This is a genomic window from Streptomyces sp. NPDC041796, assembly GCF_055590785.1.
In genome coordinates this window covers 120,177-145,853 of record NZ_JBVJAH010000011.1, presented here as the reverse complement: position 1 = coordinate 145,853, position 25,677 = coordinate 120,177, and the positions used below count along the sequence as shown (strand labels likewise).

Annotated in this window: 29 protein-coding genes; 21 read left to right on the top strand and 8 right to left on the bottom strand. The window is 71.7% G+C overall.

The genetic code is table 11. The annotated features are described in order from the left end of the window. Positions 1-36: 36 nt before the first annotated feature. The 14 genes from ACZ6C1_RS23260 (at position 37) to ACZ6C1_RS23195 (ending at position 12,746) form a co-directional block, all read left to right on the top strand. The gene (locus ACZ6C1_RS23260; RefSeq protein WP_469243175.1) at positions 37-930 is read left to right on the top strand and encodes an SRPBCC domain-containing protein; all 894 of its coding nucleotides are present in this window, start codon (positions 37-39) and stop codon (positions 928-930) included. Positions 931-940: 10 nt separating this feature from the next. Beyond that, complete coding sequence (locus ACZ6C1_RS23255; RefSeq protein ID WP_469243174.1) at positions 941-1,735, top strand: aldose epimerase family protein; 795 nt, start codon at positions 941-943, stop codon at positions 1,733-1,735. Positions 1,736-1,759: 24 nt separating this feature from the next. After that, on the top strand, positions 1,760-2,308 hold the full coding sequence (pyrE, locus tag ACZ6C1_RS23250) for an orotate phosphoribosyltransferase (protein ID WP_469243173.1): 549 nt from the start codon (positions 1,760-1,762) through the stop codon (positions 2,306-2,308). Positions 2,309-2,474: 166 nt separating this feature from the next. Further along, positions 2,475-3,515 carry a class II fructose-bisphosphate aldolase gene (gene fbaA / locus ACZ6C1_RS23245; RefSeq protein ID WP_469243203.1) on the top strand — a complete coding sequence of 347 codons (1,041 nt, stop codon included), beginning with the start codon at positions 2,475-2,477 and terminating at the stop codon, positions 3,513-3,515. 86 nt (positions 3,516-3,601) lie between these two features. After that, positions 3,602-4,015, top strand: coding sequence for a DUF3151 domain-containing protein (locus ACZ6C1_RS23240; protein ID WP_469243172.1), 414 nt, complete (start codon positions 3,602-3,604; stop codon positions 4,013-4,015). A gap of 81 nt (positions 4,016-4,096) precedes the next feature. Then, the gene (locus ACZ6C1_RS23235) at positions 4,097-5,011 is read left to right on the top strand and encodes a DUF3152 domain-containing protein (RefSeq protein ID WP_469243171.1); all 915 of its coding nucleotides are present in this window, start codon (positions 4,097-4,099) and stop codon (positions 5,009-5,011) included. Between the two features lie 108 nt (positions 5,012-5,119). Further along, positions 5,120-5,965: a tryptophan 2,3-dioxygenase family protein gene (locus ACZ6C1_RS23230; protein ID WP_469243170.1), complete on the top strand. Its 846-nt coding sequence runs from the start codon at positions 5,120-5,122 to the stop codon at positions 5,963-5,965. Beyond that, the gene (gene kynU, locus ACZ6C1_RS23225; protein ID WP_469243169.1) at positions 5,958-7,160 is read left to right on the top strand and encodes a kynureninase; all 1,203 of its coding nucleotides are present in this window, start codon (positions 5,958-5,960) and stop codon (positions 7,158-7,160) included. The genes ACZ6C1_RS23230 and kynU overlap by 8 nt, the downstream gene beginning before the upstream one ends. Positions 7,161-7,250: 90 nt before the next feature. After that, a complete protein-coding gene (locus ACZ6C1_RS23220) occupies positions 7,251-8,117 on the top strand; it encodes an alpha/beta hydrolase family protein (RefSeq protein ID WP_469243168.1) in 867 nt (288 codons plus the stop codon). Positions 8,118-8,160: 43 nt separating this feature from the next. Further along, on the top strand, positions 8,161-9,000 hold the full coding sequence (locus ACZ6C1_RS23215; protein ID WP_469243167.1) for an NmrA family NAD(P)-binding protein: 840 nt from the start codon (positions 8,161-8,163) through the stop codon (positions 8,998-9,000). After that, positions 9,000-10,370 (top strand): sensor histidine kinase, encoded by a 1,371-nt coding sequence (locus ACZ6C1_RS23210; protein ID WP_469243202.1) that lies wholly within the window; start codon positions 9,000-9,002, stop codon positions 10,368-10,370. Before ACZ6C1_RS23215 ends, ACZ6C1_RS23210 begins: the two co-directional genes overlap by 1 nt. Then, positions 10,367-11,026 carry a response regulator gene (locus tag ACZ6C1_RS23205; protein ID WP_469243166.1) on the top strand — a complete coding sequence of 220 codons (660 nt, stop codon included), beginning with the start codon at positions 10,367-10,369 and terminating at the stop codon, positions 11,024-11,026. The genes ACZ6C1_RS23210 and ACZ6C1_RS23205 overlap by 4 nt, the downstream gene beginning before the upstream one ends. A 110-nt stretch (positions 11,027-11,136) precedes the next feature. Further along, entirely contained in the window at positions 11,137-12,336 is a 1,200-nt protein-coding gene (locus ACZ6C1_RS23200; RefSeq protein ID WP_469243165.1) for a cytochrome P450, read from the top strand. A gap of 161 nt (positions 12,337-12,497) precedes the next feature. Next, positions 12,498-12,746, top strand: a complete 249-nt coding sequence (locus tag ACZ6C1_RS23195; RefSeq protein WP_469243164.1) for a hypothetical protein — start codon at positions 12,498-12,500, stop codon at positions 12,744-12,746. Positions 12,747-12,749: 3 nt separating this feature from the next. Here the strand turns inward: ACZ6C1_RS23195 and ACZ6C1_RS23190 are convergent, their stop codons facing one another. Continuing rightward, positions 12,750-13,565, bottom strand: coding sequence for a diacylglycerol kinase family protein (locus ACZ6C1_RS23190; RefSeq protein WP_469243163.1), 816 nt, complete (start codon positions 13,563-13,565; stop codon positions 12,750-12,752). 174 nt (positions 13,566-13,739) lie between these two features. Here ACZ6C1_RS23190 and ACZ6C1_RS23185 point away from each other — a divergent pair, with 174 nt between their 5' ends. Beyond that, positions 13,740-15,023 carry an adenylosuccinate synthase gene (locus ACZ6C1_RS23185; RefSeq protein ID WP_064067244.1) on the top strand — a complete coding sequence of 428 codons (1,284 nt, stop codon included), beginning with the start codon at positions 13,740-13,742 and terminating at the stop codon, positions 15,021-15,023. A 30-nt stretch (positions 15,024-15,053) separates the two neighbouring features. On the opposite strand, the gene ACZ6C1_RS23180 is transcribed toward ACZ6C1_RS23185, so the two are convergent. Continuing rightward, positions 15,054-16,871: a serine/threonine-protein kinase gene (locus tag ACZ6C1_RS23180; protein WP_469243162.1), complete on the bottom strand. Its 1,818-nt coding sequence runs from the start codon at positions 16,869-16,871 to the stop codon at positions 15,054-15,056. A 182-nt stretch (positions 16,872-17,053) separates the two neighbouring features. Between ACZ6C1_RS23180 and ACZ6C1_RS23175 the strand changes: the two genes are divergently transcribed. The 4 genes from ACZ6C1_RS23175 to ACZ6C1_RS23160 all read left to right on the top strand — a co-directional run bounded on the left by ACZ6C1_RS23175 (position 17,054) and on the right by ACZ6C1_RS23160 (position 19,823). Then, positions 17,054-17,950: a glycoside hydrolase family 19 protein gene (locus ACZ6C1_RS23175; protein WP_469243161.1), complete on the top strand. Its 897-nt coding sequence runs from the start codon at positions 17,054-17,056 to the stop codon at positions 17,948-17,950. A 276-nt stretch (positions 17,951-18,226) separates the two neighbouring features. Next, positions 18,227-19,057, top strand: coding sequence for a hypothetical protein (locus tag ACZ6C1_RS23170; RefSeq protein WP_469243160.1), 831 nt, complete (start codon positions 18,227-18,229; stop codon positions 19,055-19,057). Positions 19,058-19,161: 104 nt separating this feature from the next. Further along, complete coding sequence (locus ACZ6C1_RS23165) at positions 19,162-19,425, top strand: hypothetical protein (protein ID WP_336323323.1); 264 nt, start codon at positions 19,162-19,164, stop codon at positions 19,423-19,425. After that, on the top strand, positions 19,422-19,823 hold the full coding sequence (locus tag ACZ6C1_RS23160; RefSeq protein ID WP_423544160.1) for a PIN domain-containing protein: 402 nt from the start codon (positions 19,422-19,424) through the stop codon (positions 19,821-19,823). The genes ACZ6C1_RS23165 and ACZ6C1_RS23160 overlap by 4 nt, the downstream gene beginning before the upstream one ends. Before the next feature lie 48 nt (positions 19,824-19,871). On the opposite strand, the gene ACZ6C1_RS23155 is transcribed toward ACZ6C1_RS23160, so the two are convergent. Genes ACZ6C1_RS23155 through ACZ6C1_RS23145 form a run of 3 tightly spaced genes read right to left on the bottom strand, consistent with a single transcriptional unit; the run spans position 19,872 to position 21,365 of the window. Next, the gene (locus ACZ6C1_RS23155; RefSeq protein WP_469243159.1) at positions 19,872-20,318 is read right to left on the bottom strand and encodes an SRPBCC family protein; all 447 of its coding nucleotides are present in this window, start codon (positions 20,316-20,318) and stop codon (positions 19,872-19,874) included. Positions 20,319-20,352: 34 nt separating this feature from the next. Further along, positions 20,353-20,589, bottom strand: coding sequence for a DUF397 domain-containing protein (locus tag ACZ6C1_RS23150; protein ID WP_469243158.1), 237 nt, complete (start codon positions 20,587-20,589; stop codon positions 20,353-20,355). Continuing rightward, entirely contained in the window at positions 20,586-21,365 is a 780-nt protein-coding gene (locus tag ACZ6C1_RS23145) for a helix-turn-helix domain-containing protein (RefSeq protein WP_469243157.1), read from the bottom strand. The genes ACZ6C1_RS23150 and ACZ6C1_RS23145 overlap by 4 nt, the downstream gene beginning before the upstream one ends. A gap of 213 nt (positions 21,366-21,578) precedes the next feature. Here ACZ6C1_RS23145 and ACZ6C1_RS23140 point away from each other — a divergent pair, with 213 nt between their 5' ends. Then, entirely contained in the window at positions 21,579-22,013 is a 435-nt protein-coding gene (locus ACZ6C1_RS23140) for a hypothetical protein (RefSeq protein ID WP_469243156.1), read from the top strand. On the opposite strand, the gene ACZ6C1_RS23135 is transcribed toward ACZ6C1_RS23140, so the two are convergent. The 3 genes from ACZ6C1_RS23135 to ACZ6C1_RS23125 all read right to left on the bottom strand — a co-directional run bounded on the left by ACZ6C1_RS23135 (position 21,958) and on the right by ACZ6C1_RS23125 (position 24,068). Then, positions 21,958-22,782: a putative protein N(5)-glutamine methyltransferase gene (locus tag ACZ6C1_RS23135; protein WP_469243155.1), complete on the bottom strand. Its 825-nt coding sequence runs from the start codon at positions 22,780-22,782 to the stop codon at positions 21,958-21,960. The two genes, ACZ6C1_RS23140 and ACZ6C1_RS23135, sit on opposite strands and share 56 nt — an antisense overlap. 186 nt (positions 22,783-22,968) lie before the next feature. Next, positions 22,969-23,454 (bottom strand): MarR family winged helix-turn-helix transcriptional regulator, encoded by a 486-nt coding sequence (locus ACZ6C1_RS23130; protein ID WP_469243154.1) that lies wholly within the window; start codon positions 23,452-23,454, stop codon positions 22,969-22,971. Beyond that, positions 23,451-24,068: a type 1 glutamine amidotransferase family protein gene (locus ACZ6C1_RS23125; RefSeq protein WP_469243153.1), complete on the bottom strand. Its 618-nt coding sequence runs from the start codon at positions 24,066-24,068 to the stop codon at positions 23,451-23,453. The genes ACZ6C1_RS23130 and ACZ6C1_RS23125 overlap by 4 nt, the downstream gene beginning before the upstream one ends. Before the next feature lie 217 nt (positions 24,069-24,285). On the opposite strand from ACZ6C1_RS23125, the gene ACZ6C1_RS23120 reads away from it, so the two are divergent. Continuing rightward, positions 24,286-25,659, top strand: a complete 1,374-nt coding sequence (locus ACZ6C1_RS23120; protein WP_469243152.1) for an aminotransferase class III-fold pyridoxal phosphate-dependent enzyme — start codon at positions 24,286-24,288, stop codon at positions 25,657-25,659. Positions 25,660-25,677 lie beyond the last annotated feature (18 nt).

The following is a 25,677-nucleotide window of genomic DNA, read 5'->3' as shown; positions in this document are numbered from 1 at the left end:
AGACGTGAGGGCCGGGCGTGGGTAGGCTCGGGCTCCATGGAGCATGAGGTGTTCGTTCCGGTTGACGTCGAGACCCTGCGCGCGGTGCTGGCGGACCCCGCCCGGGTCGCCCCGTGCGTGCCGGGGCTCCAGCAGGACGCGGACGCGTCGGCCGGCCCGCTCTCGGGCCGCCTGAAGGTACGGGCCGGCGGGCATTCGATCACCTACCGGGGTGCCCTGCGCATCACGGTCGGGGACGACGGTGCGTACGCCGTGGAGGGCGAGGGCACGGAGGTGCGCGGCACCGGCTCGGCGAAGCTGGCCCTGACGGTGCGTCTCTCGCCGGTGGACGGCGGTACGACGCTGCGCTTCACGGGGACGACGAGCGCCGACGGCCGACTGGCGGAGCTGCCGGACGACGCGGGGATCTCGGCGGCGCACCGCCTGCTGGACCGTTTCGCCGAATCCCTCGCGGCGACGGCGACGTCCGCTTCCGGCACGTCCGCTCCCGGCACGTCCGGGCCCGCCGCCGCCCAGGGAGTCGACGGCATCGCGTTCGAGGACGCCGCCGACGTCACCGCGGACGACGCCGACGAGCAGGATGTCGACGACGACGGGGTGGACCAGGGCGCCGAGAGCGCCGGCTCGGTCTTCGACGCCCCCGTTCCGCCGCCGTCGCTGGATCCCCTCGCCGACGCCGAGTTCGAGGTGCCCGGCATCCCCGGCGGGCCGCTGTCCGAGCCCGGCGTCGAGGCGGCGCACGCCCGGCGCACCATGATCGGGCGGAGTGCCGAGGAGGTCGACCACGCCCCGCCGCGCGGCCGGTACGCGCCCACGCCCGGGCCGGAGACCGCCTCGGCGACCGCCACGCTGCGGTGGCTCGCCCCGGCGGCCGCGCTCGCCCTCGCCTCCGCGGTGGTGGTCGGGCGTGCGCTGCGGCGCCGCAAGTAGTGTCGGTGACGTGACCAGTAGCGAACAGAGCGTCCGGCTCGTGGCCGGAGACGTCGAGTTGACGGTGCGTCCGGACAACGGATGCCGCATCGAGAGCCTGCGGATCGACGGGACCGAACTGCTGCGGCAGGGGGAGCGGTACGGCTGCTTCCCGATGGTGCCCTGGTGCGGGCGGATCGCGAACGGCCGGTTCCTCAGCGGGGCGGCATGGCATCAGCTACCGCTGAACTCGCCGCCGCACGCCATCCACGGCACCGGGCGGGACACCGCGTGGCGCACCGCCGTCGTGGACAAGGCGGAGGCGGTGTTCACCTACGACCTCGCCGAGCCGTGGCCGTATCCCGGGCGGGTCACCCAGACGTTTCAGCTCACCGAGGACGCGCTGACGCTCCAGCTCGGCGTCGAGACCCACGGTGACTCCTTCCCGGCCCAGGCGGGCTGGCACCCGTGGTTCAACCGGAACCTCGGCGGCCAGGACGTCATGCTGGACTTCACGCCCGAGTGGCAGGAGGAGCGGGGGGAGGACCACCTGCCGACCGGCCGCCGGATCGCCCCCGCGCCCGGCCCCTGGGACGACTGCTTCGGGATGCCGGACGGCGTGGACGTCACCCTCACCTGGCCCGGGCAACTGGAGGTGAAGGTGACCAGCCGTGCTCCCTGGGTCGTCGTGTACGACGAGCAGGAGGCCGCGGTCTGCGTGGAGCCCCAGTCGGGCCCGCCGAACGGCCTGAACACCGCCCCTCACCTGGTCACGCCCATCGAGCCGCTGGAGATCGCCGCGACGATCGCCTGGCGCAGGCTCTAGCGGGGCGGCTTTAAGCTCGTGGGCATGACTGACGTTCGAGCCGATCTGCTCCAGCAGATCAAGGACAAGGCCGTGGTGCACGGCAAGGTGACCCTCTCCTCGGGTCTGGAGGCCGACTACTACGTCGATCTGCGCCGGATCACCCTGGACGGGGCGGCCTCGCCGCTCGTCGGTCAGGTGATGCTCGATCTCACCGCCGACCTCGACTTCGACGCCGTCGGCGGCCTCACCCTGGGCGCCGACCCGGTCGCGACGGCGATGCTGCACGCCGCCTCCGCGCGGGGCCGGACGCTGGACGCCTTCGTCGTACGCAAGGCCGCCAAGGCGCACGGTATGCAGCGCCGTGTCGAGGGCCCGGACATCAAGGGCCGTCGCGTCCTGGTGGTGGAGGACACCTCCACCACCGGTGGCTCGCCGCTCACCGCCGTGGAGGCGGTCCGTGAGGCCGGCGCCGAGGTGGTGGCCGTGGCGACGATCGTGGACCGGGCGACCGGCGCGGCGGAGAAGATCAGCCAGACGGCCGGGGTGCCGTACCTGTACGCGTACGCGCTGGACGAGCTGGGCCTGGGCTGAGTCGCCGAGGGCGTGACCTGCGGGTTTTTCAGGGGGCGGACTGTTTCACGTGAAACGGTCCGCCCCTTGTGGTACGCGGGGTGGAGCCCACGGCGGAGTCTGGAAAGATGGGTGCGACGATGACGTCGCCCCCAGGTCAGGGATCAGCAACGCTAAGCAACCGCAGATCACAAGGAGCGGACAGATGCCCATCGCAACCCCCGAGGTCTACAACGAGATGCTCGACCGGGCGAAGGCAGGCAAGTTCGCCTACCCGGCCATCAACGTCACCTCGTCGCAGACTCTGCACGCCGCCCTGCGCGGTTTCGCCGAGGCAGAGAGCGACGGCATCATCCAGATCTCGACCGGTGGTGCGGAGTTCCTGGGCGGCCAGTACAGCAAGGACATGGTGACCGGCGCGGTCGCCCTGGCCGAGTTCGCGCACATCGTCGCCGCGAAGTACGACGTCACCATCGCCCTGCACACCGACCACTGCCCGAAGGACAAGCTGGACGGTTACGTACGTCCGCTCCTCGACATCTCCGCCGAGCGCGTCGCCAAGGGCGAGAACCCGCTGTTCCAGTCGCACATGTGGGACGGTTCGGCCGAGACCCTCGCCGACAACCTGGCCATCGGCCAGGAGCTGCTCGCCAAGGCCGCCGCCGCCAGGATCATCCTGGAGGTCGAGATCACCCCGACCGGTGGTGAGGAGGACGGCGTCAGCCACGAGATCAACGACGAGCTGTACACCACCGTCGACGACGCCATCCGCACCGCCGAGGCGCTCGGCCTGGGCGAGAAGGGCCGCTACCTGCTGGCCGCCTCCTTCGGCAACGTCCACGGCGTCTACAAGCCGGGCAACGTCGTGCTCCGCCCCGAGCTGCTCAAGGACCTCCAGCAGGGCGTCGCCGAGCGCTTCGGCAAGGAGAACCCGTTCGACTTCGTCTTCCACGGCGGCTCGGGCTCCACGGCCGAGGAGATGGCCACCGCGCTGGAGAACGGCGTCGTGAAGATGAACCTCGACACGGACACCCAGTACGCCTTCACCCGTCCGGTCGCGGACCACATGTTCAAGAACTACGACGGTGTGCTGAAGGTCGACGGCGAGGTCGGCTCCAAGAAGACCTACGACCCGCGGACCTGGGGCAAGCTGGCCGAGGCGAGCATGGCCAAGCGCGTCACCGAGGCGTGCGCGGCGCTGCGCTCCACGGGCACCAAGCTGAAGTAACACCCTGATGGTCTGAAGGACCATCCTGATCGTCCGACACGGGCCCGGCATCGCTCACGCGGTGCCGGGCCTGTGACACTGGGGGCATGGGTATCCACGAAAACCTCCTGGGCGGACCGCCCCCCACCCACCTGCCCGACGACCCCGAGCCGCGCGAGCTGCTTGCCGGCGGCGCGGCTCCCGCGGACGTCGCCGCCAAGTACCCCGCTTCCTCCCTGGCCTGGGCCCAGCTCGCCGACGACGCCTTCGAGGCCGGCCGGGTCGTCGAGTCGTACGCGTACGCCAGGACCGGCTACCACCGGGGCCTGGACGCCCTGCGCCGCAGCGGCTGGAAGGGCCACGGCCCGGTGCCGTGGGAGCACGAGCCGAACCGCGGCTTCCTCCGCGCCCTGAATGCCCTGGCCCGCGCCGCGCAGTCGATCGGTGAGCAGGAGGAGTACGAGCGGTGCTCGACGTTCCTCCGTGACTCGTCGCCCCTGGCCGCCGAGACGCTCGGCTGACCCGGGCCCCGCGCTGAGACCCGCCCCACCCGGACTGGTTCCTTCCGGTCGGGGTGAGGCGGGTCGCACCGTTATGGATGCGTGACCATTACGATCGCGCACACCATCGAACGGAGATCAGTTGTGGGGAAGCGTGCCGCCGCACCACGAGGACGTCGCCGCCGGAGCCCGCGCGGCAGGAGCGGCGGTCGTGGCCCGGCGGGCCGGATAGTCCTGTCGGCCCTCGCCCTCGTCGGCGCCTGCCTGGGCGGTGGCGCGGCCGTCGCCCACTGGAGTGGCGGGGGCACCCTGTCCGCCGCCGGCCCCGGTGACGCGGCCGGTCCGCAGGCGCCCGCGTCGGAGCCCGCCACCGGCCGTGACGTCTCCGACCCCCAGCGCGCCGGCCGCGACGCCCCGCCCCGGCGTGACGTCCCCGACTCCGCCGCGACGGTCCCCCCGTCCGGCCCCGGGACCTTCACCACCGCCCGGGCGACCGGCGCCAGGACCGGCTCCGGGACCCTGCGCCGCTACAGCGTCCAGGTCGAGGACGGCATCGACCTCCCGGCCGCGCGGGCGGCGGCGGAGATCGAGCGGATCCTCGCCCATCCGCAGGGCTGGGCGGCCCACGGCCGGGGCTCGTTCCAGCTGGTTCCGGCGAACGCCGACTTCGTCATCCGGATCGCCACCCCCGGAACGGCCGACGCGCTCTGCGGGGCCCAGGGGTTCGACACTCGTGGCGAGTTCAACTGCGAGACGGCCGACGGTGTCGTCGTGAACCTCAAGCGCTGGACGCTCGGCTCGCCCACCTTCGCGGGGCCGCCCGCCGAGTACCGGCACCTGATCATCAACCATGAGGTCGGGCACGAGATCGGCATCCGCCGGCACATGGGCTGCGGCGGCCCCGGGAAGCCCGCACCGGTGATGATGCAGCAGATCAAGGGCCTGGACGGCTGCACGTCCAATGCGTGGCCGTACGACACATCCGGCAGGTACATCGAGGGACCGCTCGTGTCATGATGCGACTGGGACCCCGCGCACAGCCGGTGGTCCCGAGGGGACCGGGGCTCCACCACTGACTGGAAGGGGCAGACCGCTACCCGGTAGCACGCATTGATGGAGACAGCGATGTCTACTTCCCCCGATGCCTCCGCGCCCGGTTCGGACACCCCGAACCTGGAGTACACAGGCACGACGCCGTACGAGGACTACGTCCAGGCGGACGTCCTCACCCACCTCCAGCACCCGCTCTCGGACGACCCGGGAGAGATGGTCTTCCTGGTGACGACCCAGGTCATGGAGCTGTGGTTCACCGTGATCGTCCACGAGTGGGAGACCGCGAGCCGCGCCCTCCGCGAGGACCGCGTCCCCGTGGCGATGGACGCGCTGGAGCGCTCCGTACGCGAGCTGGAGGCGCTGAACGCCTCCTGGAAGCCGCTCGCCCGCCTCACGCCCGCCCAGTTCAACTCCTACCGCGGGGCCCTCGGCGAGGGCTCCGGGTTCCAGTCGGCGATGTACCGGCGGCTGGAGTTCCTCCTCGGTGAGAAGTCCGCGTCCATGCTGGTGCCGCACCGGGGCGCGCCGCGCGTCCACGCGGAGCTGGAGAAGGCCCTGTACGAGCCGAGCCTGTACGACGAGGTGCTGCGGTTCCTGGCCCGGCGCGGGCACCCGGTGCCGGACAGCGTGCTGCGCCGGGACCTGTCGCAGAAGTACGAGCCGTCACAGGCGGTCGAGGAAATCTGGGCGCATATCTACGCGAACCCGGACGAGAACGACGAACTGATCCGGCTCGGCGAGGCGTTGACGGACGTCGGCGAACTGGTGTGGCGATGGCGCAACGACCACCTGGTGGCGACGCGGCGCGCGATGGGGTCCAAGACGGGCACGGCCGGCTCCGCCGGAGTGGCCTGGCTGGAGAAGCGGGCCCGCAAGAACGTGTTCCCCGAGGTGTGGACGGCGCGCAGCCATGTCTGACGACCTCGGGAGGAAGGCGGCGTCACAGGACGCCCAGGACCAACTGGCCAAGCACCGCGAACTGTTCGCGCTCGACGACGGCGTCGTCTACCTGGACGGCAACTCGCTCGGCGCGCTGCCCCGCCACGTACCGGGCCGGATGGCCGACGTGATCACCCGTGAGTGGGGCGAGCTGCGCATCCGCTCCTGGGAGGAGAGCGGCTGGTGGACCGCGCCGGAGCGAATAGGCGAGCGGATCGCGCCACTCGTCGGCGCGGCGCCCGGCCAGGTGGTGGTCGGTGACTCGACCAGCGTCAACGTCTTCAAGGCCCTGGTGGGCGCGGTGCGGCTGGCCCCACCCGAGCGGGACGAGATCGTCGTGGACGCCACGACGTTCCCCACGGACGGGTACATCGCCGCGTCGGCCGCCCGGCTGACCGGCAAGCGGCTGGTGGCCGCCGCCCCCCGTGAGGTACCGGACGCGGTCGGCCCGCGCACGGCCGCCGCGCTCGTCAACCACGTCGACTACCGCACGGGCCGGCTGCACGACCTGCCGGGCATCACGGCGGCCGTCCACGCGGCGGGCGCACTGGCCGTGTGGGACCTGTGCCACAGCGCGGGTGCCCTGCCGGTCGGCCTGGACGCCCACGGCGTGGACCTCGCGGTCGGCTGCACGTACAAGTACCTCAACGGCGGGCCCGGCGCGCCCGCCTTCCTGTACGTCGCCGAGCGGCACCTGGCGGGCTTCGACTCCCCGCTGCCCGGCTGGAACTCGCACGCCGACCCCTTCGCGATGACGCCCGGCTACGCGGCGGCGGAGGGCGCGGTACGCGGCCGTGTCGGAACGCCCGACATCCTGTCCATGCTGGCGCTGGAGGCGTCGCTGGACGTGTGGGACGGGGTGCCCATCGAGACGGTACGGGCCAAGAGCCTGGCCCTGACGGACTTCTTCCTGGAGTGCGTCGAGGCCTACGTACCCGAGGGCCGCGTCACGTCGGTGACCCCCGAGGCGCACGGGGAGCGGGGCAGCCAGGTGAGCCTGCGCTGCGCGGACGCCCACGCCGTGATGAAGGAGCTGATCGCCCGGGGTGTGGTCGGTGACCTGCGCCGCCCCGACGTGCTGCGGTTCGGCTTCACCCCGCTGTACGTCTCCTTCGCGGACGTGGAGCGCGCGGCACGGGTCCTCGCGGACGTGCTTTCGGAGCTCACGGGCTGATGTTCGGCCCTGATCTGCGGGGGCGCGCGTGACTGGTACCGTCCCCGCAGGTCAGGCCAATTCGGCCCCGTCACCGAAAGGTTGAGCACCATGCCCGACCCCGCCGCGCGCGACGCCGCCGAGGAAGCGTCGGCCCTGTCGCATCCGGCCGTCGACCCGGACTCCACCGCCTCGTACGGTGACCACCCGGACCAGGTCGTGGACTTCTACGCCCCTCGCGGGGGTGACCGCGCACCGCTCGTCGTCGTGCTGCACGGTGGCGCGTGGCGGGCGCCGTACGACCGGCGGCACATCACCCCCTTCGTGGACTATCTGGCGCGACGCGGTTTCGCCGTCGCCAACGTGGAGTACCGGCGGGGCCGGGACATCCCCGCACAGGGCGGTGGCGGGCCCGTCGCCGGACGGTGGCCGGAGACGTTCGACGATGTCGCCGCCGCGCTGGACGCCCTGCCCGGCCTGGCGCGTACGCACCTGCCGCAGGCCGACCCGCGCCGCATGGTCGTCACCGGCCACTCGGCGGGCGGGCACCTGGCGCTGTGGGCGGCCGCCCGGCACGTGCTGCCCGCCGGGGCGCCCTGGCGGCTGGACGCCCCGCCGCCGCTGCGCGGGGTGGTCGCGCTGGCGCCCATCGCCCACTTCGAGCGGGCGGCGGAGCTGGACGTCTGCGGCGGCGCGGTGCGGCAATTGCTCGGTGGTGACGTCGACTTCGAGACCCGTGCGGGGTGCGCCGACCCGGCCGTACTGCTGCCGACCGGGATCGCGACCGCGGTGGTCCAGGGCCGTGAGGACACCGTCGTTCCGCAGGCCGTCGCCGAGGCGTACGTGGACGCGGCGGCGAAGGCGGGGGAGATGGTCGGGCTGACGCTGCTGGACGACGTGGGGCATTTCCCCCTGATCGACCCGGCGGCGGACGCCTGCGCGGTGGTCGCCGAGGAGATCGCCCAACTGGCCTGGTAGCCGAGGACAGAGGCTGACCGCAACGGTTCGTAGCGTCAGCGGCATGACGAACCCCATGACCCACACGAACCTCGTGACCGGAGCCACCGGAACCGTCGGCCGCCAGGTGGTCGCCGAACTGCTGCGCCTCGGCAGGCCCGTCCGCGCCCTGACCCGTGACCCCGCCAGGGCCGACTTCCCGGACGGCGTCGAGGTCGTCCGCGGCGACCTCACCGAGCCCGACTCCCTCATCCCGGCTCTCGACGGGGTCACCGGCCTGCACCTGATCACCTTCGGCGGCGAGTACTTCGCCCCGCTGGAGACCGGTCCGCGCATCGTGGAGCTGGCCCGCGAGGCGGGCGTACGGCGTGTCACGGTCCTCAACGGCGGCGGTCCGACACCGCTGGAGGACGCCGTGCGGGCGAGCGGTCTGCCGTGGACGGTGGTCATGCCGGTGGAGTTCATGGCGAACGCCCTGGAGTGGGCGGACGGGATCCGCACCACCGACGAGGTGCGCGAGCCCTTCACCGGCCGGCTCAGCGCCATGGTCCACGAGGGCGACATCGGCGCGGTCGCGGCGGTCGCCCTCACCGAGGACGGGCACGCCGGGCAGGAGTACCTGGTCACCGGGCCCGAGGTGCTCTCCCTCCGGGACAAGGCCGACGCGATCGCGGCGGCGCGGGGCCGGGCGGTACGGCTGGTCGAGCTGTCCGAGGCCGAGGCGGTCGAGCAGTGGCGGGCGGAGGGCCGGCCCCAGGACGTGATCGACTTCCTGCTGGAGGTGTACGGGGACACCCCGGAGGAGGGCCGCACGGTCCTCGACACCGTGGAGAAGGTCACCGGCCGCCCGGCCCGTACCTTCGCCGAGTGGGCCCGGACACACGCGGACGCGTTCCGGCCCTGATCAGCGCCGTAGTACTCCAGGGGGACGCGGAAGGATCCACATCCAAGGTGACGACCGCGTCCCCGCCCGTGCTTACCGTTGCTGACGTGACCGACACCAAGACCCGCAGCCCGGAGTACCGGATGGCTCACGGCATGTTCATGGGCATGCGCCGCGAGCTCCTCGACGACGCCCTCGCCTACCGGCTGCTCCCGCCCATGGGCACCGACGGCCCGGTGACCAGGCGGCTGCCACGGTTCATACGCGAGTACGTGGCCTGGTTCCCGCACGCCCTGGTGGTGGGGGCCGCCCTGATCGTCATGTCGCTGGGCTACACCGAGGGCAAGCCGGTCACGGGGATCGTCCCGGCCGCCGCCATTCTGCTGACCCTGGCCCGGCCCGTCGCCGCGTTCTGGCTGTCCCTGGCGACCGCCCCGTTCGTGAGCATCATGTCCGGCTACTGGGACGGCTGGCCGTGGGCCCCTACCAGCTTCATCGGCCAGCTCACCGTGATGACCGTGGTCGCGGCCCGGACCCGGCCGCGCACCGCCGCCTGGATGTGGGCACTCACCGGCGGTTTCGGCTTCTTCTGCGAGGTCTTCCTCAGCCGGGGCGGCGGCGGTACGACCTGGCCCCTGCTGGTCGTCTCCGCCTTCGTGCTGCTGTGCGTCACCGTGTTCCACACCCGCCGCGCGGCGAAGGAGGAGGTCACCGCCCAGCAGACCGTCACCGCGCAGGAGCGCTCCAGGCGGACCCTCCTGGAGGAGCGCACCACCATCGCCCGCGAGCTGCACGACGTGGTCGCCCACCACATGTCGGTCGTCGCCATCCAGGCGGAGGCCGCCCCCTACCGGGTGGAGAACCCGCCGCCCGAGCTGGAGCAGGCCTTCGCCACGATCCGCGAGAACGCGGTCGCCGCGCTGACCGAGCTGCGCCGCATCCTCGGCGTCGTACGCGCCGAGGACTACGAGGCGCCCGACGCGCCGCAGCCGACGCTCGCCGACCTCGACGCGCTGATCGCCAATGTGCGCGAGGCGGGCCTCACCGTGGACGCCACGGTCACCGGCGCGGCGCGCGAGCTGCCGCAGGGCGTGGAGCTGTCCGCCTACCGGATCGTGCAGGAGGCGCTCAGCAACGTGCTGCGGCACGCACCGGGCGCGTCGGCGAAGGTGGAGGTCTCGTACGTGCTCGGCGGGCTGGGCCTGCGCGTGGTGAACGGTCCGGCGCGCGGGCTGGTCAAGGCGTCACCGGGCGCCGGGCACGGGATCACGGGCATGCGGGAGCGGGTGGCGATGCTGGACGGCGAGATGACGGCGGACGTGACCGAGGACGGCGGTTACGAGATCGCGGCCTTCATCCCGGCGCCCCGGGAAGTCCGGGAGGAGTCGTGACGATCCGCGTACTGATCGTCGACGACCAGATCATGGTCCGCGAGGGCTTCTCGGTCCTGCTGAACGCGATGCCCGACATCGAGGTCGTGGGCGAGGCCGTGAACGGCCGTGAGGCGGTCCGGCAGGTGGAGGCGCTGCGCCCGGACGTCGTGCTGATGGACATCCGGATGCCGGAGATGAACGGCATCGACGCCACCCGCGAGATCGTCGCGGCGGACGGCGACGCGAAGGTGCTGGTGCTGACGACGTTCGACCTGGACGAGTACGTGTACCAGGCGCTGCGCGCCGGGGCGTCCGGCTTCCTGCTGAAGGACGCCTCCGCGCGGCAGCTCGCGGACGGCGTCCGGGTGGTGGCGGGCGGTGAGGCGCTGCTGGCGCCGACGGTCACCAAGCGCCTGATCACCGAGTTCGCCAAGACCGCCGACATGCCCCGGCCGCCGGCCCTCTCCCAGGTGGGCGACCTGACGGAGCGCGAGACGGAGGTCCTGGTGCTGATCGCCCAGGGCCTGTCGAACGGTGAGATCGCGTCCCGGCTGGTGGTCGCCGAGTCGACGATCAAGACGCATGTGAGCCGCATCCTGGTGAAGCTGGGGCTCCGTGACCGTACGCAGGCGGCGGTCTTCGCGTACGAGGCGAGGCTGGTGACTCCGGGCTGACCCGGGCGCGAGGTGGGCGTCTGCGGGCGGTGACTCTGGGCTGACCCGGGCGCGAGGTGGGCGTCACGGGGCTGGTGACTCCGGGCCGGGCCCTGCATAGGGTCGGGCGCATGGACTTCGACCCGTGGTCGCCCGCGTTCGTCGCCGACCCCTACCCCGCCTACGCCGAGCTGCGCGCCCGTGGCCGGGTGCACTGGTTCGAGCCGACGCGGCAGTACCTGGTCCCGTGCCACGCCGACGTGTCCGCGCTGTTGCGGGACCGGCGGCTGGGGCGGACGTACCTGCACCGCTTCAGCCACGAGGAGTTCGGGCGCACCCCGCCCCCGCCCGCGCACGAGCCGTTCCACACCCTCAACGACCACGGGATGCTGGACCTGGAGCCGCCGGACCACACCCGTATCCGGCGCCTGGTGTCGAAGGCGTTCACCCCGCGCACGGTCGAGCGGCTGAAGCCCTACGTCCACCGGCTGGCGGGCGACCTGGTCGACTCCCTGGTCGCCGAGGGCGGGGGCGACCTGCTGACCGCCGTCGCCGAGCCACTGCCGGTCGCCGTCATCGCGGAGATGCTCGGCATCCCGGAGTCCGACCGGGCGCCGCTGCGGCCGTGGTCGGCGGACATCTGCGGCATGTACGAGCTGAACCCGGACGAGGAGACGGCCGCCCGTGCGGTCAGGGCGTCGGTGGAGTTCTCCGCGTACCTCCGGGAACTGATCGCCGAGCGGCGCGCCTCCCCGGGCGAGGACCTGATCAGCGCGCTCATCGCCGCCCACGACGAGGGCGACCGGCTCACCGAGCAGGAGATGATCTCCACCTGCGTCCTGCTGCTGAACGCGGGCCACGAGGCGACGGTCAACGCCACCGTCAACGGCTGGTGGACCCTCTTCCGCCACCCGGAGCAGCTCGCCGCGCTGCGCGCCGGGCAGGTGGAGGTGTCCACGGCCGTGGAGGAGCTGCTCCGCCACGACACCCCGCTCCAGCTCTTCGAGCGCTGGGTGCTGGACGACATCGAGATCGACGGCACCACCGTCCCGCGCGGCTCGGAGGTCGCCCTCCTCTTCGGCTCGGCCAACCGCGACCCGGACGCCTTCGACCGCCCCGACGCACTGGATCTGTCCCGGGCGGACAACCCTCACATCTCCTTCAGCGCGGGCATCCACTACTGCATCGGCGCCCCGCTGGCCCGCATCGAACTGGCCGCCTCGATGGCGGCACTGCTGGAACGCGCCCCGGCGCTCCGGCTCGCGAAGGAGCCGGAGCGGAAGCCGAACTTCGTGATCCGGGGGCTGGACGGGCTGCTGGTGGAGGTGTGAGGTCCGGCCGGACGCAGTGACCTCCGACCGGACGCAGTGCCCCCCGACCGGGGCCACTCCTGGGCTTCCACTCTTTCTGAAGAAGGTGCGCGAACATGCTGGACCGCCGGCGGGAGCACCGGGCCGTCACGGCCCGCGGGCGCTGATGCGATCATGGACGGATGTCAGTCGTCCTTCGCCGCACCTTCGCCGTCATCGTCCTGATCGCCGGGATCGCCCTCGGTTTCTGGGTCGTGTTCGGGTCGCCCCACGAGTGGACGGGCGGCATGCGGCTGCTGAAGTTCGCGCTCGGCCTGTCCTCGCTGGGCATGATCAGCGCCAGCGCCTGGCTGATGTTCCCCGGCTCCCCGGACGACGACGATGACGACACGTCGCCGCATCCCATGACCGGCCCCCTGGACGCCCTGTAGGGGTCACCCCACCGGCAGCGTCAGCGACCACGCCGACGGGCGGAGCGTCCACGTACGCGTGCCCACCGGGCCCGTGAGCAGGGCGTCCGCGCGGTAACGGAACGAGGCGCCCGAGACGGTGATCGCGGTCGCCTCCACCCGCACCGGCTCTGCCGCCCGGGGGCGGACGACGACCTCGGCGACACCGCCCCGGGACAGCACCGTCACACCCTCCACCGGCTCGTCCAGGTCGCTCAGGAGCCGCCCGTCGGCCTCGACCCGCAGCCGGTGCGTGCGCGTCGCCGGGCGCATCCCCGGAACGCAGGGCGCCGGGTGGACCAGCGTCCGCACCAGCGACCGGCAGGTGTCCCACACCGACGGTGGCTCGACCGTCGCCCGGCTCGCGGGCCCCGCCGGGATCCGCAGCCCCCGCACCACCACGCCGTCGCTGTCGTCGACCAGCAGGTCCAGCCGCCGCGCCGCCCCGTCCAGTACGGCCCGCGCGGCGGCCACCGCGCCCAGCGGCACACCCAGTGCCCCGGCCAGGTCGACCGCGCCGCGCGGCCCCACCGGAACCAGTGACAGCGCCCCGTCCGCCAGCTCCCGCTCCCGGTGCAGTTGCGCCACCGCCCGCAGCAGCGCCCGGTCGTCACCGATGACCACCGGCCGCCGCGAACCCCGCCGCGAAAGGGCCCGGGCGAACTCCGCGGGGGTGTCCGGGAGGCAGATCTTCGCGCTCGCCCCGGCGCGCAGCACGTCCCTCGCGATTCGTACGGATTCGCCGTCGTTCCGGCGCGCGACCGCGTCGATGACGACCAGCAGCTGGTCGGGAGCCGACACCTCGGTCCTTCCTCGGGTAGCATCTTTGTGCAAGAGCCCCTTGCGCTATTGCGCCAGGGGCTTCGTCTATTCCGGGGCACCCGGTCCGACGGCTCAGGTTGTGTCGTACATCGTCGTACGGCGTCCGTACTCCCCGCGCCTTGGACATGCCCCGCCCGGAAGGGGTGTACGCCTGTGCCCGCACTTGTGCTGCTCGGTGCTCAGTGGGGTGACGAGGGCAAGGGAAAGGCCACCGACCTCCTCGGTGGATCCGTTGATTATGTGGTGCGCTACCAGGGCGGCAACAACGCCGGCCACACGGTCGTCGTCGGCGACCAGAAGTACGCGCTGCACCTTCTCCCTTCCGGAATCCTCTCGCCGGGGTGCACCCCGGTGATCGGAAACGGTGTCGTCGTCGACCCGGCGGTCCTGCTCTCCGAGCTGAGCGGACTGAACGAGCGCGGCGTCGACACGTCGAAGCTGCTGATCAGCGGTAACGCTCACCTGATCACTCCGTACAACGTCACCCTCGACAAGGTGACGGAACGGTTCCTCGGCAAGCGCAAGATCGGCACGACCGGGCGCGGTATCGGCCCGACGTACGCCGACAAGATCAACCGTGTCGGCATCCGCGTCCAGGACCTCTACGACGAGTCCATCCTGGAGCAGAAGGTCGAGGCGGCGCTGGAGCAGAAGAACCAGCTCCTCGCCAAGGTCTTCAACCGCCGCGCCATCGAGCCGGGCCGGATCGTCGAGGAGATGCTCCAGTACGCGGAGCAGATCAAGCCGTTCGTCGCCGACACGACGCTGATCCTCAACAACGCCATCGACGAGGGCAAGGTCGTCCTCTTCGAGGGCGGCCAGGGCACCCTCCTGGACGTCGACCACGGCACGTACCCCTTCGTGACCTCCTCCAACCCGACCTCCGGCGGTGCCTGCACCGGCGCGGGCGTGGGCCCCACGAAGATCAGCCGTGTCATCGGCATCCTCAAGGCGTACACCACGCGTGTCGGCGCCGGCCCGTTCCCGACCGAGCTGTTCGACGAGGACGGCGAGGCGCTGCGCCGCATCGGCGGCGAGCGGGGTGTCACCACCGGCCGTGACCGCCGCTGCGGCTGGTTCGACGCGGTCATCGCCCGGTACGCCACCCGCGTCAACGGCCTGACCGACTTCTTCCTCACCAAGCTCGACGTGCTCACCGGCTGGGAGCAGATCCCGGTGTGTGTCGCGTACGAGATCGACGGCAAGCGCGTCGAGGAGCTGCCCTACTCGCAGACGGACTTCCACCACGCGAAGCCGGTCTACGAGTACCTGCCGGGCTGGTCCGAGGACATCAGCAAGGCGAAGACCTTCTCCGACCTGCCGAAGAACGCGCAGGCGTACGTGAAGGCGCTGGAGGAGATGTCCGGCGCGCCGATCTCCGCGATCGGCGTCGGCCCCGGCCGCACCGAGACGATCGAGATCAACTCCTTCCTGTAAACCAGGTCGGCGGCTGTACGGGGAGCCCGGTCACTTCTCCTTGGAGAACTCGCCGGGCTCCCCGTCCGCGTCCATCCCGTACACCAGCAGCCGGTCCTTGCCCTCGACGCGCTGGATCCGCAGGTTCGTGGAGCCTCCGGACGCCGTGCACTCCCGGTCCGACGCGGCGGCGTCGACCGTGGCCGGGCCCAGGACCAGCAGGGCGCCCGCACCGCCGAGGACGGCGGTCTCCGCACAGTTCACCGTGCCGGACAGCGGCTCCCCGGTCTCCTCGTCGGTCCGCGGGAAGCTCTGCTCGAACCGGACGAGCGGCGCGCCGACCGGGCCCTGGGTGATGATCACCTCGTGGCTGTAGAGGTCTTGGTCCGGGTCGGACACGTCGGGGTGGGGGACGTCCTTCCAGTGTCCGAGGAACTCCTTGGGCACGACCCCCGGCCCGGACCGCGCCTTGCGGAAGGTGGCGGTCGCCGCGCCCGACGACCACTGCAGCACCTCCGGTGAGCGGACGGTGAGCTTCTGGTGGGCCGCCGGTGTGCACCGCCCGGCCGGGACGCTCGTCGTCACGTCGCTCTCGCCGAACACGATCGTGTCCTCGTCCGCCGAGACGAGCGTCGACCGGCCCATGCAGAGCCGCTCACCGGCGACGTGGACGTAGACCCCCGCCTTGTCGCCGGGCGCCCCCTGGGTGATCTCGATACGGGCGGTCTCGTACGGGGCGGTGTCGGTGCCCCGCAGGACGCCTTCCCAGGCGCCGAGGAAGGCGGCGGGCACGGTGGTGCGGGGTTTGTCCCGTGTGAACGCTTCCCCGGCGGGCGCGCCCGGCTTTCCGGAGCGGTCCGTCAGCCCGTACGCGAGGGCGGCCGCGGCGGCGACCGCCAGAACGGTGGCGCCGATGAGGAGCGGGCGGCGCTTCGTCGCCCGGGCGGGCCGCGGGACGGGCGTCTCGACGGGCGTCGGGTCGCCGTCCTGGTCCAGGAGCCGGGCGGCGAGGCGGCCGAGCTGGGCGAGCAGCCCGGCGGGCAGCCACGGGTCGGTCGCCTCGACGTGCGCGGCGAGGTGGGCGGCGGTGGGGCGGGCGTCCGGGTCCTTGGCGAGGCACCCGCGGACGAGGTCGTCCAGCTCGGCGGGCAGCCCGTCGAGGTCCGGCTCGTCGTGGGCGATGCGGAACATCATGGCGTGGACGCCGCTGTCGGCGGTGCCGAACGGGGCGCGGCCGGTCGCCGCGTACGCCAGGACCGAGCCGAGGCAGAAGATGTCCGACGCGGGCGTGAGCCGCTCGCCCCGCACCTGCTCGGGCGACATGAAGCCGGGCGAGCCGACGACCGCCCCCGTGCTGGTGAGTCCGCCGTCGGTGACCGTGTCGACGGCGCGGGCGATACCGAAGTCGATGACGCGGGGCCCGTCGACGGTGAGCAGGATGTTGGCGGGCTTCAGGTCCCGGTGGACCAGCCCGGCGGCGTGGATGTGCTCCAGGGCGTGGGCCAGGCCGACGGCCAGCGACCGCACGGACGCCGCCGGCAGCGGCCCGTACTCCTCCCCGACCACGGTGCGCAGGGACGGCCCGGCGACGTACCCGACGGCCACCCAGGGCGCCTCCGCCCCGGTGTCCGCGCCGAGCACGGGCGCCGTGCCCACGCCGCCCACCTTCTCCAGCGCGGCGACCTCGCGGGCGAAGCGGCGCCGGAACTCGTCCTGGGCGGCCAGTTCGGCGTGCACGACCTTGACCGCGACGGTGCGGCCACCGGCGGACCGGGCCAGGTACACGCGCCCCATTCCGCCCGACCCCAGCCTGCCGAGCAGGCGGAACGGACCGATCTGGACGGGGTCTTCACCACTCAGAGGCTCCACTGAACAGAGCATGCCAGAGCCCTGACCGCCGTTACCCCTCGCCGCGGGCCCCGGCCCCGAACACGCGGGCCGGGCACTGGAGTTGACCGGTATTCGGCTGTAACAAGCCATGGTCTAGACCTTGACAGGTTCAGACCATTCGCGATTCGGTAGGGGCCATCCCCCCACGGAAGGGCCAGCCCATGCTGCGACGCCTATCGATCCTGTTCGCCACTTTCGCCGCTCTCGTCATGGCCGTCGGCCTGGCCGTCGTCCTCCCCGCCTCCACCGCGTCGGCCGCCGAGTGCGCGGCGCCCTGGAGCTCCTCCGCCGTCTACACGGGCGGCAAGACCGCCTCGTACAACGGCCGCAACTGGCTGGCGAAGTGGTGGACCCAGAACGAGCGCCCCGGCTCCGCCGACGTCTGGTCCGACCAGGGCGCCTGCGGCGGCGGTGGCGGTACGCCGACTCCCTCCCCGTCCGGCTTCGTGGTGAGCGAGGCCCAGTTCAACCAGATGTTCCCGAACCGGAACTCCTTCTACACGTACAGCGGCCTGACCGCCGCGCTGAGCGCGTACCCCGGCTTCGCCAACACCGGCAGCGACACGGTGAAGAAGCAGGAGGCCGCCGCCTTCCTCGCCAACGTCAGCCATGAGACGGGCGGCCTGGTCCACATCGTGGAGCAGAACACCGCCAACTACCCGCACTACTGCGACCGCAACCAGCCCTACGGCTGCCCGGCCGGCCAGGCCGCCTACTACGGCCGTGGCCCCATCCAGCTCAGCTGGAACTTCAACTACAAGGCGGCCGGCGACGCCCTCGGCATCGACCTCCTCAACAACCCCTACCGTGTCGAGCGCGAGGCGCCCATCGCCTGGAAGACCGGCCTCTGGTACTGGAACACCCAGAACGGCCCCGGCACCATGACGCCCCACAACGCCATGGTCAACGGCGCCGGATTCGGCCAGACCATCCGCTCCATCAACGGCTCCCTGGAGTGCGACGGCAAGAACCCGGCGCAGGTCCAGAGCCGTATCAACAACTACCAGCGCTTCACCCAGATCCTGGGTGTGCCGACGGGCTCGAACCTGAGCTGCTGAGGCTCCTGCTCGCTGCACTGAACCTCACCCGCAGGGGTGAATTCGGCATATGACACGGGGGTGGCCACCGGCGGGTGGCCACCCCTTTTCGTGGTGAAACCGCAGGTCGCGCCGGAGACCGGTTTTCAGGCTCTCGGTTTTCGAATGACCGTATGACTAAAGGTTGTTGATTGCGGGCTTCGCCTCGCGTGGCGCTACATTCGCGGCACAACAAAACGAAATGCCCCCGCGATGCGCCAACATCCGGGGGCTCGACACCAGGAGCACTACCTCCCGATGCGTGTTTACCGTACCGCGCCCACGCGTGCCTTCACCATCTTCAGCAACGCCCTCCTGCGCGACGCCACCATCTCGTGGTGCGCCGTGGGCCTCCTGACCTACCTCGTCAGCCTCCCCAACGGCGCCAAGGCGTCCATCCGCAAGCTCTCCGAGCAGCGCAAGGAAGGCCGCGACCGGATCGGCGCCGCCCTCCAGGAGCTGGAGGACGCCCGCTACCTTCGCCGGCTGACGCGCTGGGACCGCAAGGGGCAACTGCGCACGGAGTACGAGGTCTTCGACACCCCGTACGACCCCGACGCCCCCGCCGAAGCCCCCGTCGCGGCCCCCACCACCGGGCCCGTCCCCGAAACGGCCGGAAACCCGGACTCCGGTGACCCGGACCACGGCTCTCCTGGCCCGCTCCCTCCGGGAGAAAAAACGAGGGTGAAAGAACCTCCCTCCCCGGCGGCCCAGTTGCTCACCTCACTGGGCCGGAGCGATCCACGGCTCGCCCTGGGGGCGGGCGAGGCGGAACGCCTGAAGGCCCTGGTCGAGGAGTGGTGGTCCGTGGGCGCCAGTGACGCCCTGATCCGCGAGGCGCTCACCTCCGGCCTGCCCGCCCGCGTCCACGCTCCCGCCGCTCTGCTGGCCGACCGCCTCCGCCGCAAGAAGCCCGCACCGCGCCCTGTGGCGCCCGTGCGCCCGGAGTGCGGCGTCTGCGGCACCCCGGTGCCCGAAGGTGCCTCCTGCGCCCGCTGCGAGCCCGCCCCGCCCGCCGTCGCCGGGTTCGTCGCGGCGGCACTGCGCGGCGGCGCGACGGTCCGGCAGGTCCTGCGCCGCCGCTGCTGAGAACTCCGGCCGCCGATCGGTGGCCGGGTCACCTGGAAGAAAGGGTCGAAATGACCGCATTGCTGGACCCACCCGAGACGGTATACCGCCGGTATACTGTCGTCATGGCCGACACCACCGTCAAGGTTGATCCTGCTGTTCGTGACCGTCTCATGGTGCTCGCGCGGGAGCGCGGCATGACGATGCGGGATCTGATCGCCGAGCTGGCCGGAGCGACGCCCACCAAGGAAGAACTCCGGAAGCGGTACGAGGAGACGAAGGCGTACTGCGAGACGCATTTCGGCGTCACGCTCACGGACCAGGATCACGACCGAGCGGAGCAGGTCTGGCAGGAGCTGGAGGCCGGGCGGCCTGTGGACAGCCTGTGAGCCGGTCCACCGCCGTTGTGTACGACGAGTCCGCTTTGCTGGCTCTGGGTTCGGGCAACGTCCTGGCTTCCCAGTTCATCGCGAACACGCAGCGCGGCCCCACCCGGCACGTCTACGTTCCCGCCATGTGCCTGACGGCTGCGGACGGTGTCCGTAAGGGCCTTGCCGAGCATGTGGGCGCGCTACCGGCCGCCGAGATCGTGGAGCTCGACTTCGCGGGCGTCTGCGCTGTGGGCGCGCTGATGCGGGACGGGGTGGAGTGGCGGCTCGGCCACGCGATCCATCTGTCGCGTCCGACGCCGGACTGGCCGGACGGCCGCCCGGTGCTGACGGCGAAGCCCGAGCTGTACGCGGACATGCCGCTCGTACGGACGATCAGGCTGCCCGAACAGCCCTGACGAGCCGCTCGGCGCAGGGCCCGGAGCGCACCCGGGCCCTCTGGCCGGCTACGGGCGTGCCTCCAGGATGTCCTTGAGATGCTGCTCGTTCCTCGGCATTTCCTTCCTCGCACGCGTCCGGACGACCAGCGGCACGAGCACCTTCCCGATGCCGTGCGCCTCGAAGTCCAGGGCCAGCGTCACGCGCGACCGCTCGCCGTCGCCGATCGGCTCGACCGTCCCGCGCACATGGCCCCGGACGGGTCCGTCGACCCCGTCCATGCGGAAGCTCCGCGGCGGGTCGTACTCGCTCATCTCCATGGTCATCGGCATCCGCCGGCGGCCCATCTGCCGGGTCACCCTGACCCGGGAGCCCAAGCCGCCGGAGACGCGTCCGACCGGGCTGACCGCCAGGGCGCTCTCCTGCCATTCGGGCAAGTGGGAGGTGTCGGTCATGTAGGTGAAGACGTCCTCGGGACGACGCGAGATCTCGACGCTCTGCCTGATCGTGGACATCTCGCCCCCTTTCAGGTGATTCCTACCGGTAACCCTACTCGGCCCAGTCGAGGAAGGACCCCCAGGCCGCCGGGGCGACGGCGAGGACGGGCCCGCCGGGGTTCTTGGAGTCGCGGACGTGGACGGTGTGGGGGCAGGCGGCCACCTCGACGCAGTCGCCACCGCTGTCGCTGCTGTACGAGGACGTGCGCCAGCCGAAGGCGACTTCGACGCACTCGCCGCCGCTGCTGTCGCTGTAGCTCGACTTGAACCACCGCAGGGTGCTGGTCATCTCGGTTCTCCTGCCAACCGCTCGATGAGGCCCAGAGATTCACGGGGATCCAGGGCCTGTGCCCGGATCTTCGCGTACCGCTGTGCGAATGTACTCACCTTAGCGGGGTCCTTGATCAACAGGCTTTCGAACTGGATCTCCAGGTACACGAGGTGGTCGTGCTCCGGGGTCTCCACGAGCGTCATCCCGCCGTTGTCGCCAGCGTGCTCCCCGCTCAGCCCGCAGTCCAGTGGCAGCACCTGAACCGTCACGTTCCGCCTCCGCGCGCACTCCGCGAGGTGCAGCAACTGTCCGCGCATGACCTCCGCGCCGCCGATCGTGCGGCGCAGCACCGACTCCTCCAGGACCAGCTCGACCAGCGCCACCGGCTCCCGCTCGAACAGCTCCCTGCGCGCCATCCTCGCCTCGACCAGCTCCTCCACCCGCCGCTCCGGCAGCGGCGGGTACCCGCCGCCGATCAGCGCCCGCGCGTACGCCTCCGTCTGGAACAGCCCGTGCACCACCAGCGTGGCGTAGAGCGACAGGCTCACCGCCTTCTGCTCCAGCAGCGCGTAGTTCTTGAACTGCTCCGGATACTTGTCCAGCCGCACGTACAGCCGCGCCTGCTCGAACAGGCCGAGCCCGTCGCCCAGCACCTTCTCCAGTTGCACCAGCATCGCGTCGCTCGCCGGCTGGGCGCAGGTCTCCATGGCGCTCACCGCCGCGCCCGTGAAACCGATCTCCTTGCCGAGCTGGTCCTGCGTCCACCCTTTCCGGACGCGCATCTTGCGTGCCATGTCCGCCACGAGTCGCGTCGCCGGACCCGCCGTTTCCTTGTTCTCGGTTCGCGCCAAATTGCGTCACCGCCTCGATTCAACCGGTCTCAACCGGTCACAACCCGTCCCCGCCGAATTCGACTGCTGTTGGACGCCTTTTCCGCAGGTCAACGCGGTTTCTACGGGCTTCCGCAGTCGTGGGGAACGCTAGCCGCGGCGGTCCACGATGTCCCTGTGAATGCGCCAAGTTGCCACACAAGAATCGATTGGATTCCGGCGTCCGGATTCCAACTCCGCAAGGCGGGCGTCCGATTCGACGCCGTACGCGTCGACGGGGACGACGGGCGCCGTGCCGCCGACCTCCTGGAGCACATGACCGGCGGCGACCCGGGGCCCGTCGTCATCGAGGCGAACGGGCGCCGGGGCGTGTACTTCCTCCTCCCTCCGGGCAGTACGGCGGGCCGCGCCTGGCCCTCCGGCGCGATGCCGTTCAACGCCTGTCTGGGAACGGTCAGTTATGTGCCGGTGCCCGCGCGCGGCGGGCGTACCTGGCCGCTCGCCTGGCGGTGCCCGCCGACGGCGCCCGGCCGGTTCGTCCACCCGTTCCTGCTGCTCAACGTCCTGCTGGCCGTCGAGCGGGCGACCGCTGCGCCGCCCGAGTCGCGATGACCACCGTGGCGTACAGGTCCTCACAGGTCTCCACGTGCGGGACGAGCCCGTCGGCGGCGACGACCGCCGCGGCGGCGGACGCCTGACGCTCGCTGGTCTCGAACAGGAGGCTGCCGCCCGGTGCCAGCCAGGCGGTGGCCTCGGCGGTCACGCGGCGCAGGACGTCCAGCCCGTCCGCGCCGCCGTCGAGCGCGACGCGGGCCTCATGGACGCGCGCCTCGGCGGGCAGGAGCTGCACCTCCTCCGTGGGGACGTACGGCACGTTGGCCAGCAGTATGTCGACGCGGCCCCGCAAGCCTGCCGGGAGCGGGTCGTACAGGTCGCCTTCGTAGACCCGCCCGCCCGCCGCCATGACGTTCCGCCGGGCGCAGCGCACGGCGGCGGGGTCGATGTCGGCGGCGTGCAACTCCGCCTCGGCCAGCGCCGATACGAGGGCGGCCCCCAGCGCACCGGTGCCGCAGCACAGGTCCACGACCACGGCCCGGGGCGAGGCGAGGGCCCGGGCGCGGGTGACGAGGAACTCGGTGCGGCGGCGCGGGACGAAGACTCCCTCGTCCACCGCTACCCGCAGGCCGTGGAACTCGGCCCAGCCCAGGATGTGTTCGAGGGGATGCCCGGCGACGCGGCGCCCGACCATGGCGTCGAGTTCGTCGGGTGTGCGGGCGGTGGACAGGAGCAACTCCGCCTCGTCCTCGGCGAAGACGCAGCCGGCGGCGCGGAGTGTGCCGACGACGGAGGAGACGGTGGTGGACCTACTGGGTACAGACATGGGGAACCTTTCGGGAGCCGTCGGGGTGCTCCCTCGGTCCCTTCGTCCCTATGTCGGGTCGACCGCACCGCGGTGAGAGGAGAGCACCCAGCCTGACCTGGCGTTGATGGGTCTCACCTCCTCGCATCGGTCTCCTGCCGGACGGCTGGAGAGACGGCCACTTTACCCGCCCGGACCGCGCCGCCGTCAGCTTGCCGCGCGCGGTCCGGCGGGGTCGCCGGGGGCCGTGACCGCGTCCAGCGCCTCGGAGAGCCGCTCCAGGGTCCGCGCCGTCTCGGCGAACGCCTCCTCGCCGAGCTCGGCGGCGAGGCGGGCCGCGAAGTCCGCGTGGCCCGGCTCTATACGGTCGATCGTCACCCGGCCCAGGTGGGTGGGCGCCAGGAGCTTGGCGCGCCGGTGGGCCGGGTTCGGCAGGTACTCGGCCAGGCCCTCGTGGACCAGCAGGTCCGCGATCCGCTGCACGCTCTGCCGGGTGATGCCCATGGTGCGGGCGATCCCGGAGACCGGCAGTGGCTCGGGCAGCACGGCCCCGAGGACCTGCCACCACGCGGCCGTGATCCCGGCGGGGCGGGCCAGCTTCTCCGAGACGGCGAGGAACTGGCCGTTCAGCCGGAACACGCCGAGCGCCGTCCGGCTGAGCAGGCCCTGCAGCTCCTTCTCGACACGGGTCATGAGTTCAGTTCCTCGAAGGCGGCCGGGTCGGAGTCGTGGAACAGTCGGTACCAGGCGTCCAGCTTGCTGCCCTCGAACGCGCCCATCTTCCCCAGCACCTCGCGGGCGAACGCGACCGGCTCGGTGGGGCCCGCGGTGATGAGGTCGCCGTCGGTGACCGCGTCCGCGTCGACGTAGTGCTCGCCGCCCTTGTATCCCGTGGCCGCCAGGTAGAAGGAGACGGCGCTGGTGTGCGGCCGGTCGTCGAGCAGACCCTCACGGGCGAGCCCGGCGGTGGCCCCGCATATGGCGGCCACCGGCGTGCCCGCGTCCAGGAACACCCGCGCCTTGGCCGCGAAGGGCGCCAGGTCGTCGCTCGTGTCCCACAGGTCGGCGCCGGGCAGGATCAGCAGCGCGCTGTCCTCGGGCCGCAGGTCGGTCAGGGCGAGGTCGGGGGTGATGCGCAGCCCGCCGATGCTGGTCACCGGCTCGGTGGTGGGGCCGACCGTGCGGATGTCGTATCCGCTGCGGGCGAGCCAGGCGGTGGCGTGTCCGGTCTCCCAGTCGGCCAGCGTGTCGTAGACGGCGAGATGAACGGTCTTGCGGTGGTTGGTGGCGGAGTCGGTGCCGGACATGGTGGCCTCCTGTGGACGCGTCTTCGGCTCGTGCTGCGGCTGGTACTGCGAATTCCGTTCCATCGTTCGAGCTGATGACAGAATCCTGTCATGACGACAGAATGCTGTCAACACCCCTCCGTCGCCTCCGACGCCCGACACCCTGCCGACCCCCGCGCCTTCCGGCATACAAGATGGCCATACCGGCGCCCAGCAGCACGTCCTTACCCTGGGCGGCATGACCCCTCATGACGATTCCGCTGCTCACGCCGACCCCGAGGCCGGCGCCGCCGTGAAGGCGGCCGACCGCGCGCACGTGTTCCACTCCTGGTCCGCCCAGGGGCTGATCGACCCGCTCGCCGTCGCCGGTGCCGAGGGGGCGTACTTCTGGGACTACGACGGAAACCGCTACCTCGACTTCACCAGCGGTCTCGTCTACACCAACATCGGCTACCAGCACCCCAGGGTCGTCGCCGCGATCCAGGAGCAGGCCGCGAAGATGACCACCTTCGCGCCCGCCTTCGCCATCGACGTACGCTCCGAGGCCGCACGCCTCATCGCCGAGCGCACGCCGGGCGACCTCGACAAGATCTTCTTCACCAACGGCGGCGCCGAGGCCGTCGAGAACGCCGCCCGGATGGCCCGGCTGCACACGGGCCGCCCCAAGATCATGAGCGCCTACCGCTCGTACCACGGCGCCACCTCCACCGCGATCAACCTCACCGGCGACCCGCGCCGCTGGGCCTCCGACACCGCCTCCGCGGGCGTCGTGCGCTTCTGGGCGCCGTTCCTCTACCGCTCGCCCTTCTACGCCTCGACCGAGGCGCAGGAGTGCGAGCGCGCCCTCCAGCACCTGGAGGACACCATCGCGTTCGAGGGACCGCAGTCCATCGCCGCGATCATCCTGGAGACCGTCCCCGGCACCGCCGGCATCATGACCCCGCCGCCCGGCTACCTCGCCGGCGTACGCGAGATCTGCGACCGGTACGGGATCGTCTTCGTCCTCGACGAGGTCATGGCGGGCTTCGGCCGCACCGGCGCGTGGTTCGCCGCCGACCACTTCGACGTCGTCCCCGACCTGCTGACCTTCGCCAAGGGCGTCAACTCCGGGTACGTGCCCCTCGGCGGTGTCGCCATCTCCGCCGAGATCGCCGCGACGTTCGACAAGCGGCCCTACCCCGGCGGCCTCACCTACTCGGGGCACCCCCTCGCCTGCGCCGCCGCCGTCGCCACCATCCAGGTCATGGAGGACGAGAAGGTCGTCGAGCAGGCCGCCCACCTCGGCGAGAACGTCCTCGGCCCCGGCCTGCGCGAACTCGCCGAACGCCACCCGTCCGTCGGCGAGGTGCGCGGCCTCGGCGCCTTCTGGGCACTGGACCTGGTCCGGAACGAGGAGACGCGCGAGCCGCTCGTCCCGTACAACGCGACGGGCGAGGCGAACGCCCCCATGGCGGCCTTCGGCGCGGCCTGCAAGAAGAACGGCCTGTGGCCCTTCATCAACATGAACCGCACCCACGCCGTACCCGCCTGCAACATCACCGAGGCCGAGGCCAAGGAGGGCCTCGCCGCCCTCGACGCGGCGCTCACGGTCGCCGACGAGCACACCGTGTAACCACCTCCGTGCGCCCCC

Excerpts from the sequence above, each read along its gene's own strand:
- ACZ6C1_RS23165 (WP_336323323.1), top strand. The coding sequence starts at position 19,162 with ATGGCCGACACCACCGTCAAGGTTGATCCTGCTGTTCGTGACCGTCTC.
- ACZ6C1_RS23130 (WP_469243154.1), bottom strand. The coding sequence starts at position 23,454 with ATGACCCGTGTCGAGAAGGAGCTGCAGGGCCTGCTCAGCCGGACGGCG.
- kynU (WP_469243169.1), top strand. The coding sequence starts at position 5,958 with ATGTCTGACGACCTCGGGAGGAAGGCGGCGTCACAGGACGCCCAGGAC.
- ACZ6C1_RS23175 (WP_469243161.1), top strand. The coding sequence starts at position 17,054 with ATGCTGCGACGCCTATCGATCCTGTTCGCCACTTTCGCCGCTCTCGTC.
- ACZ6C1_RS23220 (WP_469243168.1), top strand. The coding sequence starts at position 7,251 with ATGCCCGACCCCGCCGCGCGCGACGCCGCCGAGGAAGCGTCGGCCCTG.
- ACZ6C1_RS23215 (WP_469243167.1), top strand. The coding sequence starts at position 8,161 with ATGACGAACCCCATGACCCACACGAACCTCGTGACCGGAGCCACCGGA.
- ACZ6C1_RS23195 (WP_469243164.1), top strand. The coding sequence starts at position 12,498 with ATGTCAGTCGTCCTTCGCCGCACCTTCGCCGTCATCGTCCTGATCGCC.
- ACZ6C1_RS23240 (WP_469243172.1), top strand. The coding sequence starts at position 3,602 with ATGGGTATCCACGAAAACCTCCTGGGCGGACCGCCCCCCACCCACCTG.
- pyrE (WP_469243173.1), top strand. The coding sequence starts at position 1,760 with ATGACTGACGTTCGAGCCGATCTGCTCCAGCAGATCAAGGACAAGGCC.
- ACZ6C1_RS23145 (WP_469243157.1), bottom strand. The coding sequence starts at position 21,365 with ATGGCACGCAAGATGCGCGTCCGGAAAGGGTGGACGCAGGACCAGCTC.
- ACZ6C1_RS23200 (WP_469243165.1), top strand. The coding sequence starts at position 11,137 with ATGGACTTCGACCCGTGGTCGCCCGCGTTCGTCGCCGACCCCTACCCC.
- ACZ6C1_RS23230 (WP_469243170.1), top strand. The coding sequence starts at position 5,120 with ATGTCTACTTCCCCCGATGCCTCCGCGCCCGGTTCGGACACCCCGAAC.
- ACZ6C1_RS23170 (WP_469243160.1), top strand. The coding sequence starts at position 18,227 with ATGCGTGTTTACCGTACCGCGCCCACGCGTGCCTTCACCATCTTCAGC.
- ACZ6C1_RS23135 (WP_469243155.1), bottom strand. The coding sequence starts at position 22,782 with ATGTCTGTACCCAGTAGGTCCACCACCGTCTCCTCCGTCGTCGGCACA.
- ACZ6C1_RS23155 (WP_469243159.1), bottom strand. The coding sequence starts at position 20,318 with ATGTCCACGATCAGGCAGAGCGTCGAGATCTCGCGTCGTCCCGAGGAC.
- ACZ6C1_RS23150 (WP_469243158.1), bottom strand. The coding sequence starts at position 20,589 with ATGACCAGCACCCTGCGGTGGTTCAAGTCGAGCTACAGCGACAGCAGC.
- ACZ6C1_RS23260 (WP_469243175.1), top strand. The coding sequence starts at position 37 with ATGGAGCATGAGGTGTTCGTTCCGGTTGACGTCGAGACCCTGCGCGCG.
- ACZ6C1_RS23125 (WP_469243153.1), bottom strand. The coding sequence starts at position 24,068 with ATGTCCGGCACCGACTCCGCCACCAACCACCGCAAGACCGTTCATCTC.
- ACZ6C1_RS23120 (WP_469243152.1), top strand. The coding sequence starts at position 24,286 with ATGACCCCTCATGACGATTCCGCTGCTCACGCCGACCCCGAGGCCGGC.